Annotated in this window: 15 protein-coding genes; 10 read left to right on the top strand and 5 right to left on the bottom strand. The window is 73.3% G+C overall.

What is annotated here, in order from left to right:
* Positions 1-578: 578 nt before the first annotated feature.
* On the bottom strand, positions 579-1,427 hold the full coding sequence (locus CRV15_RS03635; RefSeq protein ID WP_009997879.1) for a helix-turn-helix domain-containing protein: 849 nt from the start codon (positions 1,425-1,427) through the stop codon (positions 579-581).
* A gap of 124 nt (positions 1,428-1,551) precedes the next feature.
* On the opposite strand from CRV15_RS03635, the gene CRV15_RS03630 reads away from it, so the two are divergent.
* Positions 1,552-3,249, top strand: a complete 1,698-nt coding sequence (locus CRV15_RS03630; RefSeq protein WP_003954449.1) for an AMP-binding protein — start codon at positions 1,552-1,554, stop codon at positions 3,247-3,249.
* Positions 3,246-4,937, top strand: a complete 1,692-nt coding sequence (locus CRV15_RS03625) for an AMP-binding protein (RefSeq protein WP_003954450.1) — start codon at positions 3,246-3,248, stop codon at positions 4,935-4,937. The genes CRV15_RS03630 and CRV15_RS03625 overlap by 4 nt, the downstream gene beginning before the upstream one ends.
* A gap of 48 nt (positions 4,938-4,985) precedes the next feature.
* On the opposite strand, the gene CRV15_RS03620 is transcribed toward CRV15_RS03625, so the two are convergent.
* Together CRV15_RS03620 and CRV15_RS03615 are read right to left on the bottom strand one after the other, a co-directional pair.
* Complete coding sequence (locus CRV15_RS03620) at positions 4,986-5,492, bottom strand: GNAT family N-acetyltransferase (protein WP_003954451.1); 507 nt, start codon at positions 5,490-5,492, stop codon at positions 4,986-4,988.
* Positions 5,493-5,593: 101 nt separating this feature from the next.
* Positions 5,594-6,463 carry a hypothetical protein gene (locus CRV15_RS03615; RefSeq protein ID WP_003954452.1) on the bottom strand — a complete coding sequence of 290 codons (870 nt, stop codon included), beginning with the start codon at positions 6,461-6,463 and terminating at the stop codon, positions 5,594-5,596.
* A gap of 256 nt (positions 6,464-6,719) precedes the next feature.
* Between CRV15_RS03615 and CRV15_RS03610 the strand changes: the two genes are divergently transcribed.
* The 6 genes from CRV15_RS03610 to CRV15_RS03585 all read left to right on the top strand — a co-directional run bounded on the left by CRV15_RS03610 (position 6,720) and on the right by CRV15_RS03585 (position 12,510).
* Entirely contained in the window at positions 6,720-6,971 is a 252-nt protein-coding gene (locus tag CRV15_RS03610) for a hypothetical protein (protein ID WP_003954453.1), read from the top strand.
* Positions 6,968-7,336, top strand: a complete 369-nt coding sequence (locus CRV15_RS03605; RefSeq protein WP_003954454.1) for a helix-turn-helix domain-containing protein — start codon at positions 6,968-6,970, stop codon at positions 7,334-7,336. The genes CRV15_RS03610 and CRV15_RS03605 overlap by 4 nt, the downstream gene beginning before the upstream one ends.
* Positions 7,337-7,618: 282 nt before the next feature.
* Positions 7,619-8,509, top strand: coding sequence for a 2-oxo-4-hydroxy-4-carboxy-5-ureidoimidazoline decarboxylase (gene uraD, locus CRV15_RS03600; RefSeq protein WP_003962307.1), 891 nt, complete (start codon positions 7,619-7,621; stop codon positions 8,507-8,509).
* A gap of 9 nt (positions 8,510-8,518) precedes the next feature.
* Positions 8,519-9,424, top strand: a complete 906-nt coding sequence (gene pucL, locus CRV15_RS03595; RefSeq protein ID WP_003954456.1) for a factor-independent urate hydroxylase — start codon at positions 8,519-8,521, stop codon at positions 9,422-9,424.
* A 91-nt stretch (positions 9,425-9,515) separates the two neighbouring features.
* The gene (locus CRV15_RS03590; protein WP_003962308.1) at positions 9,516-10,892 is read left to right on the top strand and encodes an 8-oxoguanine deaminase; all 1,377 of its coding nucleotides are present in this window, start codon (positions 9,516-9,518) and stop codon (positions 10,890-10,892) included.
* Between the two features lie 142 nt (positions 10,893-11,034).
* The gene (locus CRV15_RS03585) at positions 11,035-12,510 is read left to right on the top strand and encodes a nucleobase:cation symporter-2 family protein (RefSeq protein ID WP_003954458.1); all 1,476 of its coding nucleotides are present in this window, start codon (positions 11,035-11,037) and stop codon (positions 12,508-12,510) included.
* 62 nt (positions 12,511-12,572) lie between these two features.
* On the opposite strand, the gene CRV15_RS03580 is transcribed toward CRV15_RS03585, so the two are convergent.
* Both CRV15_RS03580 and CRV15_RS03575 read right to left on the bottom strand, forming a co-directional pair.
* Positions 12,573-13,460, bottom strand: a complete 888-nt coding sequence (locus tag CRV15_RS03580) for a chitosanase (RefSeq protein ID WP_009997884.1) — start codon at positions 13,458-13,460, stop codon at positions 12,573-12,575.
* Between the two features lie 143 nt (positions 13,461-13,603).
* Positions 13,604-14,092, bottom strand: a complete 489-nt coding sequence (locus CRV15_RS03575; RefSeq protein WP_003954460.1) for a beta-class carbonic anhydrase — start codon at positions 14,090-14,092, stop codon at positions 13,604-13,606.
* Between the two features lie 226 nt (positions 14,093-14,318).
* Here CRV15_RS03575 and CRV15_RS03570 point away from each other — a divergent pair, with 226 nt between their 5' ends.
* Both CRV15_RS03570 and CRV15_RS03565 read left to right on the top strand, forming a co-directional pair.
* A complete protein-coding gene (locus tag CRV15_RS03570; protein WP_078504768.1) occupies positions 14,319-15,854 on the top strand; it encodes a YfcC family protein in 1,536 nt (511 codons plus the stop codon).
* 167 nt (positions 15,855-16,021) lie between these two features.
* Positions 16,022-16,993, top strand: a complete 972-nt coding sequence (locus tag CRV15_RS03565; protein ID WP_009997886.1) for a fibronectin type III domain-containing protein — start codon at positions 16,022-16,024, stop codon at positions 16,991-16,993.
* Positions 16,994-17,064 lie beyond the last annotated feature (71 nt).

Genomic DNA, 17,064 nt, shown 5'->3' with positions numbered 1-17,064 from the left:
CGGCCCCGGTCCGGCCCCGATGCCGGGCCCCGGCGCGCTCCGGACACCCGAGGGCGGAATGTCCCCGGCCGGGGACACCACAGGCCCCCGCGCGGGAGCGTCGTCCCCCTGGTGCCGTCCGCCCCGGGGGCGGGCGTCGCGGCGCACGGTGCGTGCGGACGCGGGGCGGACGGTGGGGACGCCGCCCGTGCCCCGGGCCCGGAGACGGGGGTCCCTCCCGGGCCGCCGGTCCCCGGGGCGGGGTCCCTGTGGCGAGGGCACTCCGCCTCGCTCCGCCGGGGCGCACCCCCTCCTGTGCCCTCAGGGCCCCAGGACGGAGGCCCTTCCCGTGCCCGCCGGGCCCAGGGGCGGGGGCCCCGCGATGGGGGTACTCCCCTTCGTTCCGCCGGGGCGCCCCTCCCGTGCCAGCAGAGCACAGGGCGGGGGTCCCGCCCCTGCCCCCAGGCCCAGGGACGGGGGCATCTCCCGGACCGCCGGGCCCAGAGGCCCCACCGGCGACCGGCGACCGGCGACCGGCGGCAGCACGGCAGGTCTGCGTGCGGGACATCGCGGCGCCGACGGGATCTCGACGGCACGACCTACGGCAGCAGCCCCGCGCGGCGGGCCGCGACCACCGCCTCCAGACGGGTGTGCGCGCCCAGTTTCCGCATGGCCGCGCGGAGGTAGCCCTTCACCGTCTCCGGGCGCAGCCCCAGCCGATCCGCCGCCGCCGCGTTCGTCGAGCCCGCCGCGACACAGGCGAGGACGTCGACCTCGCGGGGCGCGAGCGCGATCGTCGTCCGGGTGCCGTCCGCCGCGGCCGGACCCCGCGAGGGCGTGCCCGCGGCGGCCAGTCGGCCGCAGACCGCGAGAAGCTGCCCGCGCAGCACCGGATCGGCCACCCGGGGGGCCAGGGCCCGCAGCTCGCCGTGGACCTCGCGGACCTCCTCCCAGGCCGCGGGCCCCATCCGCGGCTCCCGGGCGATCGTCAGCAGCCCCTGCACCTCCTCGCGCACGACCAGCGCCTGTTCCACGTCCCGCGCCGCCGCCACCGCCTCGTCGAAGGTCCGGTCGCCCAGCGGCACCGCGCGCCGCAGCGCCCCGTACAGGACCCCGCGCACCTTGCGCCGCACCACCACCGGCACCGCGAGGACCGAGCGCAGCCCCTCCGCCAGCACCGGGCCGTCGTACTCATGGCTGATGTGCCGGGCCTCGTGGTAGTCGGTCACCGCGCACGGCCGTCCCAGGGCCATCGCCTTTCCGCCGAGGCCGTTGCCCACACAGACCGCCAGCCCCTGGAGCGCACTGGTCTGCGCCCCGCTGAGCTGGGCGATCCGCAGCCGATGGGGATCGAGCAGCACCCCCCCGAACGCGATCGGGATTCCGCTCGCCCGGCGCAGCCGCAGCAGCGCCGCCCGCAACTCCACCGCGTCGGCAGGCTCGGACACGCTCCACTCCCTCCGCTCTCCCGCTGCGGAGGTGCCGCGGGGGGCCACCCCCCGATCGGGGGTGGTGAGACGTACGTCACTGATTACACGATGCTACTGAGTGCCGAGGCAATGAGGAGGGCGCATGACGGCTGGCAGCGCGACCGACGAGTTCCGGTCCGCCCGGGACTTCCTGCTGCGGCACCGGGAGGAGTACCGGCGCGCGTACGAGGGGTTCGCCTGGCCCCGGCCCGCGCGTTTCAACTGGGCTCTGGACTGGTTCGACGTCATCGCCGCCGGCAACGACCGCACCGCGCTGCACATCGTCGACGAGCCGGAGGGGCCCGGGGCGGCCGGGAGCGAGGTCCGGCTCTCCTTCGCGGAGCTGGCCGAGCGCTCCGACCGGGTCGCGAACTGGCTCGGCTCCCGGGGCGTCCGGGCAGGTGACCGCATGATCGTCATGCTCGGCAACCAGTACGAGCTGTGGGAGACCGCGCTCGCCGCGATGAAGCTGCGCGCCGTCGTCATCCCCGCCACCCCGCTGCTCGGCCCGCCGGACCTGCGGGACCGCGTGGAGCGCGGCCGGGCCTCGCACGTCCTCGCCCGCGCCGCCGACGCCGGGAAGTTCGCCGATGTGCCCGGCGACTACACCCGGATCTCGGTCGGCCCCGGCGCCCCCGCCGGATGGATTCCGTACGAGGAGAGCGCCACCGCCGACGCCGGTTTCCGCCCGGACGGGATCACCCGATCCGATGACCCGCTGATGCTGTACTTCACCTCCGGGACCACCGCCCGCCCCAAGCTCGTGGAGCACACCCACACCTCGTACCCCATCGGCCATCTCGCCACGATGTACTGGATCGGGCTGCGGCCCGGCGATGTGCACCTCAACATCTCCTCGCCGGGCTGGGCCAAGCACGCCTGGTCCAACCTCTTCGCCCCCTGGAACGCGGAGGCGACCGTCTTTGTCCACAACTACCGGCGCTTCGACCCGGCCCGGCTGCTGGCGGAGATGGAGCGGGCCGGTGTCACCAGCTTCTGCGCCCCGCCGACGGTGTGGCGGATGCTGATCCAGGCCGACCTGGGACGGCTCAGCACCCCGCCGCGCGAGGTGGTGGCGGCGGGGGAGCCGCTGAACCCCGAGGTCATCGAGACGGTCCGGCGCGAGTGGGGTGTCACGGTCCGGGACGGCTTCGGCCAGACGGAGACCGCCGTGCAGGTCGCCAACAGCCCCGGCCAGCTCCTGAAGGCCGGGTCCATGGGCCGCCCCAGCCCCGGCTACCGGGTGGAGCTGCTGGACCCGGTCACCGGCGCCCCCGGGGCGGCCGAGGGGGAGATCGCGCTCGATCTGTCCGCCCGGCCCGCCGGACTGATGGCGGGCTACCACGGCGACCCCGGGCGCACGGCGGAGGCCATGGCGGACGGCTACTACCGGACCGGGGACATCGGCTCCCGCGACGCCGACGGCTACATCACCTACATCGGACGCGCCGACGACGTCTTCAAGGCGTCCGACTACAAGATCTCCCCGTTCGAGCTGGAGAGCGCGCTCCTGGAGCACGAGGCGGTGGCCGAGGCGGCGGTGGTGCCCGCGCCCGACCCCCTGCGGCTCGCCGTCCCCAAGGCGTACATCGTGCTCACGGCGGGCTGGGAGCCGGGACCGGAGACCGCCAGGGTGCTCTTCGCCCACTCCCGCGCGGTCCTCGCCCCCTACAAGCGGGTCCGCCGGATCGAGTTCGGCGAGCTGCCCAAGACCGTCTCCGGGAAGATCCGGAGAATCGAGCTGCGGGAGCGCACGGCCCGGGGCTCGACGGCCGAGTACGACGAGGGAGACCTGTCATGACGACCGGAGCGACTGCGGACGGCCCCGGCGCCGCGCTCTCGTACACCCATGGCACCGGCACCACACCGCTGCTGGGCGAGACCATCGGACACAACCTCGACCGGGCCGTGGCCGCCCACCCCGGGCGGGAGGCGCTGGTGGTCGCGGGCGGCGGCCCCCGCTGGACCTACGCCGAGTTCGGCGCGGCCGTCGCCGAGCTGGCCCGCGCGTTCCTGGGCATCGGTGTCGCCAAGGGCGACCGGGTCGGCATCTGGGCCGTCAACTGCCCCGAGTGGGTGCTGACGCAGTACGCCACCGCCAGGATCGGCGCCATCCTGGTCAACATCAACCCCGCCTACCGCTCGCACGAGCTGGCCTATGTGCTGAACCAGTCGGGCGTCTCGGTGCTCTGCGCCTCGACCGCCCACCGGACCAGCGACTACCGCGCCATGGTGGAGGAGGTCCGCGCCGACTGCCCGCGGCTGCGCGCCGTCCACTACATCGGGCGAACGGGGGAGCAGGGGGCGGCGGACGGCCTCGGGGCCACCGGCTGGGACACCCTGCTGGCCGCCGCCGCTGCCGTGAGCCCCGGCGACCTCGCCGCCCGCGAGGCCACGCTCTCCTGCGACGACCCCGTCAACATCCAGTACACCTCCGGCACCACCGGCTTCCCCAAGGGCGCCACCCTCTCCCACCACAACATCCTCAACAACGGCTACTTCGTGGGGGAGACACTCGGCTACACCGAACGGGACCGCATATGCATACCGGTGCCCTTCTACCACTGCTTCGGCATGGTCATGGGCAATCTCGCGGCCACCTCGCACGGCGCCTGCATGGTGATCCCCGCGCCCTCCTTCGACCCGGCGGCCACCCTGCGCGCGGTCGCCGACGAGCGCTGCACCTCGCTCTACGGGGTGCCGACCATGTTCATCGCCGAGCTGGCCCTGCCCGACTTCGCCGCGTACGACCTCGGTTCGCTGCGCACCGGCATCATGGCGGGTTCGCCCTGCCCGGTGGAGGTGATGAAACGGGTCGTCACCGAGATGCACATGGCCGAGGTGTCCATCTGCTACGGCATGACGGAGACCTCCCCGGTCTCCACCCAGACCCGCCGCGAGGACGATCTGGAGCGCCGCACCGGCACGGTCGGCCGGGTGCTGCCGCATGTCGAGGTCAAGGTGATCGACCCCGACACGGGGACCGTCCTGCCCCGGGGCCGGGCCGGTGAGCTGTGCACCCGGGGCTACGGGGTGATGATCGGCTACTGGGGCGAGCCGGAGCGGAGCGCCGAGGCCGTCGACACCGGGCGGTGGATGCACACCGGCGATCTGGCGGTGATGCGCCCCGACGGCTATGTCCAGATCGTCGGCCGGATCAAGGACATGATCATCCGGGGCGGCGAGAACATCTATCCGCGGGAGATCGAGGAGTTCCTCCACGCCCACCCCAAGATCTCCGATGTGCAGGTGGTCGGCGTCCCCGACGAGCGGTACGGGGAGGAGATCCTGGCCTGTGTCATCCCCCGCGACCCCGCCGATCCGCCGACCCAGGACGAGGTGACCGCCTTCTGCCGGGACCGGCTCGCCCACTTCAAGATCCCGCGCAGGGTGGAGATCCTGGACGCCTTCCCGATGACCGTGAGCGGGAAGGTGCGCAAGGTGGAGCTGAGGGAACGGTATGCGGCGGGGCCGGAGGGAACCGGCTGACGGGCGCGCGGCACCGGTCCGGGTCCCCGGGCCGGTGCCGCGCCGCCGTCACAGCTCCCGGCGCATGCAGACCCGGGGCCAGCGGTCGAGCCCGATCTCCTGCTCCGTGTGCCGGATCGCCCGCAGCCCCTCGGTCAGCTCGGCCTCCGCCAGCACCCGGAACCCCAGCCGGGTGTAGTACGGGGCGTTCCACGGGACCTCGGCGAACGTGGTCAGTGTGAGGGCGGTCAGACCCCCGGCCGCCGCGCGCCCGGCGAGATGGTCGATCAGTCCGCTGCCGAGCCGCCGGTGCGCGGCGGCCGGATCGACCGAGACCTGCTCGACATGGGCGGCGCCGTCGACGTCCTCGTGGATCAGATAGGCGAGCGGCCGGTTCCCGCCGTCCACCGAGACCCAGGCGCGCCCGGCGGCGCGGAACTCCTCCAACAGGTCGAGCGAGGGGGGTTCGTCGTCGGCGACGGCCGCCATGCCGAGGGCCCGGAAGGGTTCTCCGGCCACTCGTTCGATCTCCTGGAGCCGGGGCAGTTCGGCCGCGGTGGCCGCTCGAATGGGCATACGGGAAGTATCCCCCGTGCCCGGCGCCCCGGACCCGGCGGGGAGGCGCCCGGTACCGGGAACCTCCGGTCCGGGCCCGGGTCCCGGTGGGGAGGCGGTGCTCAGGCCCCGGTGGAGATCAGCTCCGCCGCCGGTCCGTTCACGGGCCGGGGGGCGCCCGCCCGGTCGAGGGCGAAGAGGGGGACGCGCAGCTCGTCGGCGCGCGAGCGGGCCTCGTCGGCGTACCCGCCGAGCGAGAAGAAGGCCATGGCCGTGGACGACACCAGTCCGCTCAGCCACAGACACTCGACGGCCCGGACGCCGACGGGCCGGAGCGAGGGGTCGACCCGGGCGGTCACCCCGGGACCGGTGAGGACGAACGGCTCCCCGTCGCCCGTCGCCCCGTCGTCCGCCGCCCGGTCGCCTGTCGCCCGGTCGTCCGGCCCGCTGCCGTCGATCCCCCCGCCTCCCGTCCCCCTGGTGTCCGCCACGCCCCGGCCCGGCGGCTCGTCCACCGTCCCGTACGCCGGGGTCCCCCGTTCCACACCGGCGAAGCCCAGCCAGCGGACGTACGACTCGGCCACGGCGACGGCGTCGAGCGCGCTGCGGATGGCGACCGGGCGGAACGAGGGGCGGGGCGGCCGGGCCGTCCGGGGCAGCGGTATGTGCGAGGGCGGGGCGAGCGGCGCGGACCCCGGCCCCGCCGCCCGGTGGAGCACCGAGGGCGGCTCCACCGGGCGGACCGCGACCCGCAGCACCGCGCCGCAGCCGCAGCCGAGTTCCGGCTGCGGCCAGTGGTCCTGCCGTCCGCAGCCCGCGCAGCGCACCAGCACCCACTCCTCGTCCCAGGTACGGCTGAACACCTGCTCCGGCCGGACCCCGGGCAGCAGCGGCGGAGCCACCGGCTCCCCGCAGACACAGGGGTAGGCGGACGCGGTGAACAGGTGCTCGTGCAGACAGGACGGACAGCGCACCGGGACGGTCTCGGACATCTCTCCCCAACCCCTGCGTCGCGATGTACGCGTCCATCGTCCACCAACCGCGCCACCGGAGCGAGCGACTTGAACCGGTGTGTGAGGCGATGAGGACCCTACTTCGCCCGCCCGCCCCCCTCATATCGCATGATGGAATATCTGTTTCGCCATAGGAAAGCATGGGTCGGGGTGGAGCGGCACGGCGCCGCGCGAAGAGGCGCAGCGGAACGGCGGGGCGGGTACGGCGGCCCCGGCCGCGCGTTAGGTTGTGCCCGTGCGATTGAGAGTGGAGTTCACGACCGAGCCCTTCGATCTCGACGAACCGCCCGCCCACGCGCTGGCCGCCCGCGAGGTCATACAGACGGGCGGACTCGACGCGGTGGACGTGGGGCCGTTCGGCAACACGGTGGAGGGCGGCGCCACGGCGGTGCTCGCCGCCGTCGACACCCTGCTGTGCCGCACTCTGGCGGCGGGGGCCACCCGGGTCTCGCTTCAGGTCAACGTGGTGGGGGAGACGGGCCGATGACCGAACCGGGAGAACATCCGCTGGCGCATGCCGTCAGACCGCTGGCGGACGCGCTCGGCGCGGAGCTGCTCACCCCCGACCGGGCCGGACCGGACGACGTGGTCCTCGCCTGGGAGGGGGAGAGCGTGGTGGCCGTGCGGCTGCCCCAGCTCTCCGAATCCCTCGACCGTCTGCTGGCCGCCCTGGAGCGGCGGCACGGTATGCCCCTGTCCGAACTCGACCGCAGGACCAAGCAGACCGTCGTCCGGAGTCTGGAGGCCCGGGGCGCCTTCGCCGTCCGCCATGGCGTGGAGACCGTCGCCGGTGCGCTCGGCGTCAGCCGTTTCACCGTCTACAACTACCTCAACCGCGCCAAAACGCCCTGAGCGGACGGAAGGCGGTCCCCCGGTGGGGGTGGCCGGGAGAGATCGGCCCCGCCTCCCATTTTTCAACAAACCGTTGACGACGGTGTGGTGAGGGCGTTAGCTGTGCGCAGCCCGTCCGATCCACCGTGTCCCACGGCAGCGGACGGACGGCGCACCGTACCGCCCGCACCGCAGCACAGCGCGGGCCGCGGCGCGGAGCCGCACGACAGACGCGGCGCAGGGCCGCAGTACCGAACGCACAGCGCACCGCAGCCGAAGCCGCAGCCACGGAGGTCTCCCGTGATGACGGGTCCGCCGCGTCCACCCGCCCCGCCCGACGGCCCCGCCCCGGGGCTCGCCCGGCTCAACGCCGCGTCCGACGCCGACGCCCTCGCCGCCCTCGGCGAGATCTGCGCCAGCCGCGCCTGGGCCCGACTCCTGCTCGCCCGTCGCCCCTACCCCGACACGGAGGCGCTGCTCGCCGCCGCCGACGCCGCGCTCGCGGAGCTGACGCCGGACGATCTCGCCGAGGCGCTGGCGGGCCACGCCCCGATCGGCGCCCCCCGCCCCGGCGACCCGGTGTCCGCCCGGGAGCAGCACGGCATGACCGGCGCCGACGCCGCGCTCCGGGACGAGATGCGTACCCTCAACGAGGAGTACCGCCGCCGTTTCGGCCAGGTCTTCCTCATCCGGGCCATCGGGCTGACCGGCGAGGAGATGCGGGACGCGCTCCGTGCGCGGCTCGGCCATCCGCCGGAGCGCGAACGGGAGGCCGTCCGGGCCGAGCTGGGCGGCATCAACCGGGCCCGGCTCACCCGGCTGGCGCGACCGCCCACGGCGTCCGTGTCCACCCATGTCCTCGACACCAGCGCGGGCCGCCCCGCCCCCGGTGTCCCCGTCACCCTCTCCGTCCGCCGGGGGGACGACGGCCCCTGGACCCCGCTCGGCACCTCCGCCACCGACGCCGACGGCCGCTGCCGGGATCTGCCCCATCCGCCCGGGGACACCACGCAGATCCGGCTCGACTTCCGCACCGCGGACCATCTCGCGGCCCGCGCCGGGGAAGCCGCCCTTGGGGCCGCCCGCGCCTTCTTCCCCGAGGTCTCCGTCGTCTGCGCCGTCGAACCCGGCGAGCACTACCACGTACCGCTGCTGCTCAACCCGTTCGGCTACTGCGTCTACCGAGGGAGCTGAGGCACATCCATGGCCACGACGCTGGGACAGAACCAGTACGGCAAGGCGGAGAGCCGCGTCGTCAGGATCGTCCGGGACGGCCCCACCCACCACATCAAGGACCTCAGCGTCTCCATCGCCCTCTCCGGTGACATGGACGACGTCCATTACTCCGGCTCCAACGCCCATGTCCTGCCGACCGACACCGCCAAGAACACCGTGTACGCCTTCGCCCGGGAACACGGCATCGCCTCCGCCGAACACTTCGGCATCCGTCTCGCCCGGCACTTCGTCACCTCCCAGCGGACCGTGCACCGGGCGCGCGTCCGGATCGAGGAGTACGCCTGGGAGCGCATCGCGGCCCCCGGTTCGCCCACCGGGCGCGCGCACTCCTTCGTCCGCGCGGGGCAGGAGACCAGGGTCTGCCAGATCACCTTCGACGGCGGGCGCTGGGAGATCGTCTCCGGGCTCAAGGGACTCACCGTGCTGAACTCCACGGACTCCGAGTTCCAGGGGTATGTCAGGGACCGCTACACCACCCTCCAGGAGGCGTACGACCGCGTCCTGGCCACCGATGTCTCCGCCCGCTGGCGCTACCGCTGGACCTCGGACGCGGAGCCGGAGCCCGACTGGGACGGCGAGTACGCGCGGTCCCGGGAGGGGATGCTCCAGGCGTTCGCGGGAACGTACTCGCTCTCGCTCCAGCAGACCCTCTACCGGATGGGCGCCGAGGTGGTCGAGAGCGGCGACACCATAGACGAGATCCGGCTCTCGCTCCCCAACCACCATCACTTCCTGGTGGATCTGGCGCCCTTCGGCCTCACCAACGAGCACCACGTCTACTTCGCCGCCGACCGCCCCTACGGCCTGATCGAGGCGACCGTGCTCCGGGACGGCGCCGAAGCCCTGATCCCGGCCGATCTCACCCTGGTCTGAGCCGGACACCGAGGACAGGCCAACGAGGACCGGCCACCCAGGATCGAGAAACCGAGCACCGAGAAACCGAGCACCGAGGACCGTGACCTTCATGGCGGAATCCCGCATCGTCATCGAGAACTGCGCCGTCGCGACCGTCGACGCCCACGACACCGAGCACCCCCACGGCCATGTCGTGGTCGCGGGCCGCGTGATCGAGTCCGTCGGAGCGGGCCCCGCGCCCACCGGCCTGGCGGGGGTCGTCCGGCGGATCGACGGCACCGGGCATCTGGTGACGCCCGGCCTCGTCAACACCCACCACCACTTCTACCAGTGGCTCACCCGCGGCCTCGCCACCGACCACCACCTCTTCGACTGGCTCGTCGCCCTCTACCCCACCTGGGCCAGGATCGACGAACCGATGGTCCGCGCCGCCGCCGAGGGCTCCCTCGCCATGATGGCCCGCGGTGGCGTCACCACCGCGGCCGACCACCACTACATCCATCCGCGCGGCTCCGGCGACCTGACCGGAGCGATCGTCGGCGCCGCCCGCGACCTGGGCGTCCGGCTCACCCTCGCCCGCGGCTCCATGGACCGGGGCGAGTCCGACGGCGGACTGCCGCCCGACTTCGCCGTCGAGACCCTGGACGCCGCCCTCACCGCGACCGAGGAGGCCGTCCGCCGCCACCACGACCCCTCGTTCGCGGCGATGACGCAGATCGCCGTCGCCCCCTGCTCCCCGTTCTCCGTCAGCACCGAGCTGATGCGCGAGTCGGCCGCGCTCGCCCGCCGCACCGGGGTCCGGCTGCACACCCACGGCTCGGAGACCGTGGAGGAGGAGCGCTACTGCCGGGAGCTGTTCGGCATGGGGCCCACCGACTACTTCGCCGCCACCGACTGGCTCGGCCCCGACGTCTGGATGGCCCACTGCATCCACATGGGCGAAGCGGACATCGCCGCCTTCGCCCGCACCGGCACCGGCGTCGCCCACTGCCCCTCGTCCAACGCCCGGATCGCCGCGGGCATCGCCCCCGTCACCGAGCTGCTGGCGGCGGGCGTCCCCGTCGGCCTCGGTGTCGACGGAACGGCCTCCAACGAGGCGGGCGAACTCCGTACCGAACTGCGCAACGCCCTGCTGGTCAACCGGCTCGGCCCGCACCGCGAGGCCGCCCTGACCGTCCGCCGGGCGCTGCGCCTCGGCACCCGCGGCGGGGCCCGGGTCCTCGGGCGCGCCGACGCGATCGGCTCGCTGGAGCCCGGGAAACTCGCCGACCTCGTCCTCTGGCGGCTGGACACCCTCGCCCACGCCTCCATCGCCGACCCGGTGGCGGCGCTGGTCCTCGGCGCGCCCGCCCCCGTCACCCTCTCCCTCGTCGACGGGCGTCCCGTGGTGGAGGACGGGCGGCTCGTCACCGTGGACGAGGACGCCATCGCCCGGACCACCCGCGCCGAGGCCCGCCGTCTCGCCGCGCTCGCGGGACGGGACTGACCGGCCGTACCCGCCCGGCCGTACCCGCCCGGCCGTACCCGCCCGGCCGTACCCGCCCGGCCGTACCCGCCCGGCCGTACCGACTCCGCCGGACGAGCCCCCACCGAGAAATCCGAGGACCCGAGGAACCGGAGGAACCGCCGTGGCCCGAGTACCCAGGTCCCGCCCGGACCGCGACCGTCCGGCCGCCGGGGAGGACGCCCCGACGGGCCCCGCGCCTTTCGGTCCTCCGTCTCCCGGTCCTCCGTCTCCCGCCGTTCCGGACCCCGGTCCTCCGCCTCCCGGTGCTCCGCACCCCGTCGACGGGACGCTCCCTCCCCTCAGACTCCTCGGCAGCGGACTCCAGCATGTCGCCGCGATGTACGCGGGAGTCGTCGCCCCGCCCATGATCGTGGGGCCCGCCGTCGGCCTCGACGCCCGGGACACCGCCTTCCTGATGGGCGCGAGCCTCTTCACCGCGGGCCTCGCCACCCTCCTCCAGACCCTGGGCCTGTGGCGGATCGGCGCCCGGCTCCCCTTCGTCAACGGGGTCTCCTTCGCCGGGGTGACGCCGATGATCGCCATCGGGGAGGGCCGCGGCCACGAGGGCATCGCCGTCATCTTCGGCGCGATCGTCGTCGCCGGGCTGCTCGGCTTCCTGCTCACCCCGTACTTCTCCCGGCTCGTCCGCTTCTTCCCACCGGTGGTCACCGGCTCCGTGATCACCCTGATCGGGCTGTCGCTGCTGCCCGTCGCCTTCACCTGGTCCCAGGGCGGTGACCCCGCCGCCGCCGACCACGGCTCGACCGGGAACATCGGCATGGCGGCGCTCACCCTGGTCCTCGTGCTCACCCTGCGGCGGGTGCTCAGGGGCTTTCTGCGGCAGATCGCCGTGCTGCTCGGACTGGTCGCGGGGACGCTCGTCGCGCTGCCGCTCGGGATGACGGACCCGGGCGCCCTCCGGGAGGCCGACGTGGTCGGCTTCCCCACCCCGTTCCACTTCGGCGCACCCCAGTTCGAGATCGCCGCGATCGTCTCCCTCTGCGTGGTGATGCTGGTCTGCATGACCGAGTCCACCGCCGACATGCTCGCCCTCGGCCGGATCGTCGAACGGCCCGCCGACGCGGGCACGATCGAGGGCGGGCTGCGCGCCGACACGCTCGGCAGCGCGCTGAGTCCGCTGTTCAACGGGTTCATGTGCAGTGCCTTCGCCCAGAACGTGGGACTGGTGGCGATGACCGGAATCCGCAGCCGGTTCGTGGTCGCGACAGCGGGCGGGATGCTGCTGCTCCTGGGGGTGTTCCCGGTGGCCGCGTCGGTGATCGCGCTGGTTCCGCTGCCGGTGCTCGGCGGCGCGGGCATCGTCCTCTTCGGGACGGTGGCCGCGAGCGGAATCCAGACCCTGGCCGCCGCCTCCCTGGAGAAGGGGGAGAACGCCCTGATCGTGGCGGTGTCGCTCGGCATCGGGCTGGTACCGCTCGCGGCACCGGACTTCTACCGCGCCCTCCCCGAGGACGCGCTGGTCGTCCTGGACTCCGGGATCTCCACCGGCTGTGTCGTGGCCGTCGTGCTCAACCTCGTCTTCCACCATCTCGGGGGAGGGCGGACGCGGACGGGGAAGGGGGACCGGCGGCGCTGACGCCCCTCCGGTCCCCCCGTTCGCCCGCCGGTCCCCGTCGCGGCGTCCCGGCGGGCCCGGTCTCAGTCGAGGTGATAGGAGTCCCCGTAGACCTTCCAGCTCAGCGGCGTGTTCAGGGCGAAGTTCCCCTGCCGGACGAACACCCGCTGGGCCGTGTCCACCCGGCTGGTGTCCTCGTGCGCCGCCTCCTGCTTCATCGCCCACACCCGGGAGTCCAGGAAGGCGTTGAGGTACGTCTTCTCACTGCCGCCCTGCGCCGGGGATTTCGCCTTGGCGAGCGCCTTGCGGCGCATACTGCTGAAGGAGGCGGAGTCGTCGCCGTCCCCGTGCATCACGAGGGCGTCGAAGTAGATGAACTGGCCGAGCACGCCGAGGCCGTCGCTCTTGCCGCGCTGGACGGCGGGGTTGAAGTAGACCCGGTCCCGCTCGTCGTTCTGCGCCTCGCGGAACTCCTCGTCCCCGGCGGCCTTCCGCCAGTCGCGGGGGTAGTTGGGGTCGAGGCCCCGGTGCGAGTCGGAGCCGTCGACCTTGCGCAGCGCGGGCAGATAGCGGGCGAGCGCGTTGCCCGGCTTGCGCTCCGTGTACAGCTCGACCAGGTCGAGCATGTCGCCGGTGCCGGAGCAGAAGCCCGCGACGCCCGCGGTGTAGCCACGGCCGTCGCCGATGTCCTCGATGTACGAGTACTGGGCCTCCCAGTCCAGCGAGGAGTTCTCCGCGCTGGACACGAGCCGCATGGCGATGTCCTTCTTGACGGGGTTGTCGAGCCCCGGGCCGGAGGCCCGTCCGGCGGGGGCCGCGGGGGCGGCGCGGTAGCCGTCGTCCTCCTGCGAGCAGGAGACGGTGACGGCGGAGATCAGGAGCACGGGGGTGGCGAGCAGCGCCACCTTGAGCGTCAGACGGGACAGGGGGGTCTGCGGACGCCGGGGACGGCGCCGGTGGGGGATGGACACCCTTACCTCCAGAAAGAGTTCGTCGGTGGGGCGCACTGAAAGGATGTCAGGGATGGGCGGCACACATACTGGACCCCCTCTGGAGGTCGGGGGAAGCCCGCCCGGGCCGGGCGCCCGGAGGCGGGAGCCCGGCCCGGGCGCGCTCACTTCACCTCGGTCAGCCGTCCCGTCGCCACGTCGAAGACAAAGCCGCGGACATCGGCGGTGCAGGGCAGGAAGGGGTTGACCTCGATCCGCCGGATCGACTGGCGGACATCGTCCTCCAGGTCGGGGAAGGACTCGGGGGCCCACCACGGCCGGAGCCCGGTCTCCTCCTCGATCTCCCGCTTGAAGACGTCGTCGGTGAAGGTGAGCATGCCGCAGTCGGTGTGGTGGATCACCATGATCTGCCGGGTGCCCAGCAGCCGCTGGCTGATGGCGAGCGAACGGATGGTGTCGTCGGTGACCACCCCGCCCGCGTTCCGGATGACATGGGCGTCCCCCTCGTGCAGCCCCAGGATCGCGAAGATGTTCATCCGGGCGTCCATGCAGGTGACCACCGCCATATGGCGGGCAGGCGCCAGGGACAGCGGTCCCGTGAAGGAGCCGGCGAAGCCCTCGTTGTTGTTCAGGTACTCATCGGTGACGGACATGGGTCTCCCAGGCGCTGGACCATCCGGATGACCGGAGGGAAAAGAGGGAAAAGGAGTGAACCGGGGAAACGTAGCGATCCGGGACGCGGGCGTGGGGGAAACCATCCGATGTGCGCCGTGGTGCCGACAGGAACGCGGGAAATGGATCAGTACTGCCGCATTCCCGTACGAGACCCGCCCCTGTGCGCCCCCGGCACCCCGCCGCCCCGGAGAGGAGGAGAGCCCCCTGGAGGAGGAGAGCCCCCTGAGGGAACCGGCGGACGAGCGCACCGGGCGGCGGTTCGTCTTCCCCAGCGCGCTGACGGTGCTGGCCCTGGTCACCGTCGCCGTCTGGGCCCTCGCCTTCCTCGTTCCGCCGGGGGAGTACGACCGGGACCCCGACGGCCGCCCCGTCGACGGCACCTACCACCGGGTCGAGACCGGACAGAGCTTCGCCGACCGGCTGAACGACCTCTTCCTCTCCCCGGTGAACGGCCTCTACGGCATCCAGGACCAGCGGACCGGGCTCGTCGGCCCCGATCTCACCGGCGAGCTGTACGGCAGCGCGGGCGTCTTCCTCTTCGTCCTCGCCATCGGCGCCTTCATCACGGTCGTCTTCGCCACCGGTGCCCTGGACGCGGGGATCGCCCGGCTCGCCCACCGGCTGCGCACCCGGGGCGCCCTGCTGATCGCCGGGGTGATGCTGGTCTTCTCCCTGCTCGGCACGGTCGAGGGCTTCGCCGAGGAGACCCTGGGCTTCTACGGGCTGATCGTGCCGCTGATGCTCGCGCTCGGCTACGACCGGATGACCGCCACCGGGACCATCATCCTGGGCGCGGGCATCGGGGTGCTCTGCTCCACCGTCAACCCCTTCGCCACCGGAGTGGCCTCCTCCGCCGCCGATGTGTCGCTGGGCGACGGCATCGTCCTGCGGGCCGCGATGTGGGTCGTGCTGACCGCCGTGACCATCGGTTATGTGGTCCGGTACGCGGGACGGGTGCGCGCGGACCCGGCGCGCTCGCTCTCCGGCTTCCGCCCCGGCGACCGGGAGCGCGCGGCGGCCGGTCCCGGCCGGTCCCAGGAGCCGCCCGCGCTGACGGGTCTCCAGCGGGCGGTGCTGGTGCTCGTGGTGCTGGTCTTCGCCTTCATGATCTTCTCGGTCGTCCCCTGGTCCAGCGCGCTGACCGGTGACGCGGCGGCCCCTGCGTACGGCTTCGAGCTGGGCTGGTCCTTCCCCGAGCTGGCGGCGCTCTTCCTGGTGGCGTCGGTGCTGGTGGGGGTGGTCGCCCGGTTCGGCGAGCAGCGGCTGAGCGCGGCCGTCGTCCAGGGGGCGGCGGACTTCATCGCCCCGGCGCTGGTGATCGTGCTGGCCCGGGGGGTCACCGTCATCATGAACAACGCGCGGGTCACCGACACCGTGCTGCACGCCGTGGAGGGGGTCGTCCGGGGCACCTCGTCGGGGGTCTTCGCGGTCCTGGTCTTCGTGGTCAATCTGCCGCTGGCCTTTCTGATCCCGTCCACCTCCGGCCACGCGACCCTGGCGATGCCGATCCTGGCCCCGCTCGCGGACTTCGCCGGGGTCTCCCGGGCGCTGGTGGTGACGGCCTGGCAGTCGGCGAGCGGCTGGATGAACCTCTGGGTCCCCACCACGGCCGTCACCATCGGCGGGGTCACCCTGGCGAAGGTGGGCTATGACCGCTATCTCCGCTTCGTCTGGCCGCTGCTGGCCCTGCTCGCGGTGCTGATCTGCGGCTTTCTGCTGCTCGGCGCGGCCGTGGGCTGAACGGCCGGACCGGGCGCGCGCCGACTCGGCGGGCGGCTCCGCCGAGCCGGTCGAATCCGTACGCAAGGGGCGAACGGATCGTCAATCCCCGGTGAGGGCTTGCCGTGTCCGCACACCTGTGTCATATAGGTCTGGACCATTCCAGTTCCCGGTCGGAGGTCCCACCCGTGCAGCGTCCCCCCACACTTCCCGCGCTGGTCTGTCTGGGCGCACTCGCCCTCTCCGCCTGCTCCGACGGCGGCGGCGGCGCGAACGGCTCCGGAAAGGACGGCAAGGCCCCCACCACGCCGTCCGGAGTCACCGCGCAGGCAGGCAGCGCCACCTCGGTCCATGTGATGTGGCGGCCGTCGGCCGACGACAAGGCCGTCACCGGCTACGAGGTCTTCCAGAAGGGCGAGAAGGTCAGCACGCTGCCCGGCGCGAAGACCATGGTCGACATCGACGGCCTCAAGCCCAGGACCGCGTACAGCTTCACCGTCCGCGCCCGCGACGCCGCCGGCAATCTGTCCGGGCCCAGCGCGGCGGTCTCCGTCACCACGCCCGCGCCCACCCCCGAGGACCACCGGCCGCCCACCGTCCCGGGGAAGCCCACGGGGCGGCTCGACAGCGCCCGCGCCGCCACCCTGAGCTGGCGGCCCGCCACCGACAACACCAAGGTGACCTCCTACGACATCTACCAGGAGGGCTCCCGCATCCACAGCGTCGCGGGCACCGACACCACCGCCCAGGTCACCGGGTTGCGCCCGGGGACCGTCTACAGCTTCACCGTCCGCGCCCGCGACGCCGCCGAGAACTCCTCGGCGGACAGCACCGCCGTGGAGCTGACCACGCCGTCCTCCTCCGGCAAGGGCCCGAGCACCGCGCCCACCGGACTCATGGCCGTCGCCCGCAAGGGCAGCATCGAACTGAGCTGGAAGCCGCCGCAGGCCGACGGCGCCATCGAGTCCCATGAGCTGTACCTCGACGGCAGGCCCACGACCACCATCGTCTGGGGCGCGATGCCCACCGGAGACCGGGCCGTCTACACCCTGACCGTCACCGATCCGCCCGGCACCCGCTACCGCGTCAAACTCCGCGCCAAGCTCCCCGACGGCAAGTGGGGCGACTTCTCGGCCGAGCGGACGGTCGTCGTCCGCTGAAGCACTGAAGCACTGAAGCACTGAAGCGCTGGAGTGGCTGGAGTCCCGGCGTACGGGAGCACTGACCCGCT

The sequence above is a fragment of the Streptomyces clavuligerus genome (assembly GCF_005519465.1).
Taxonomy (GTDB): Bacteria; Actinomycetota; Actinomycetes; order Streptomycetales; family Streptomycetaceae; genus Streptomyces; species Streptomyces clavuligerus.
This window is presented reverse-complemented; position numbering and strand designations above follow the sequence as displayed.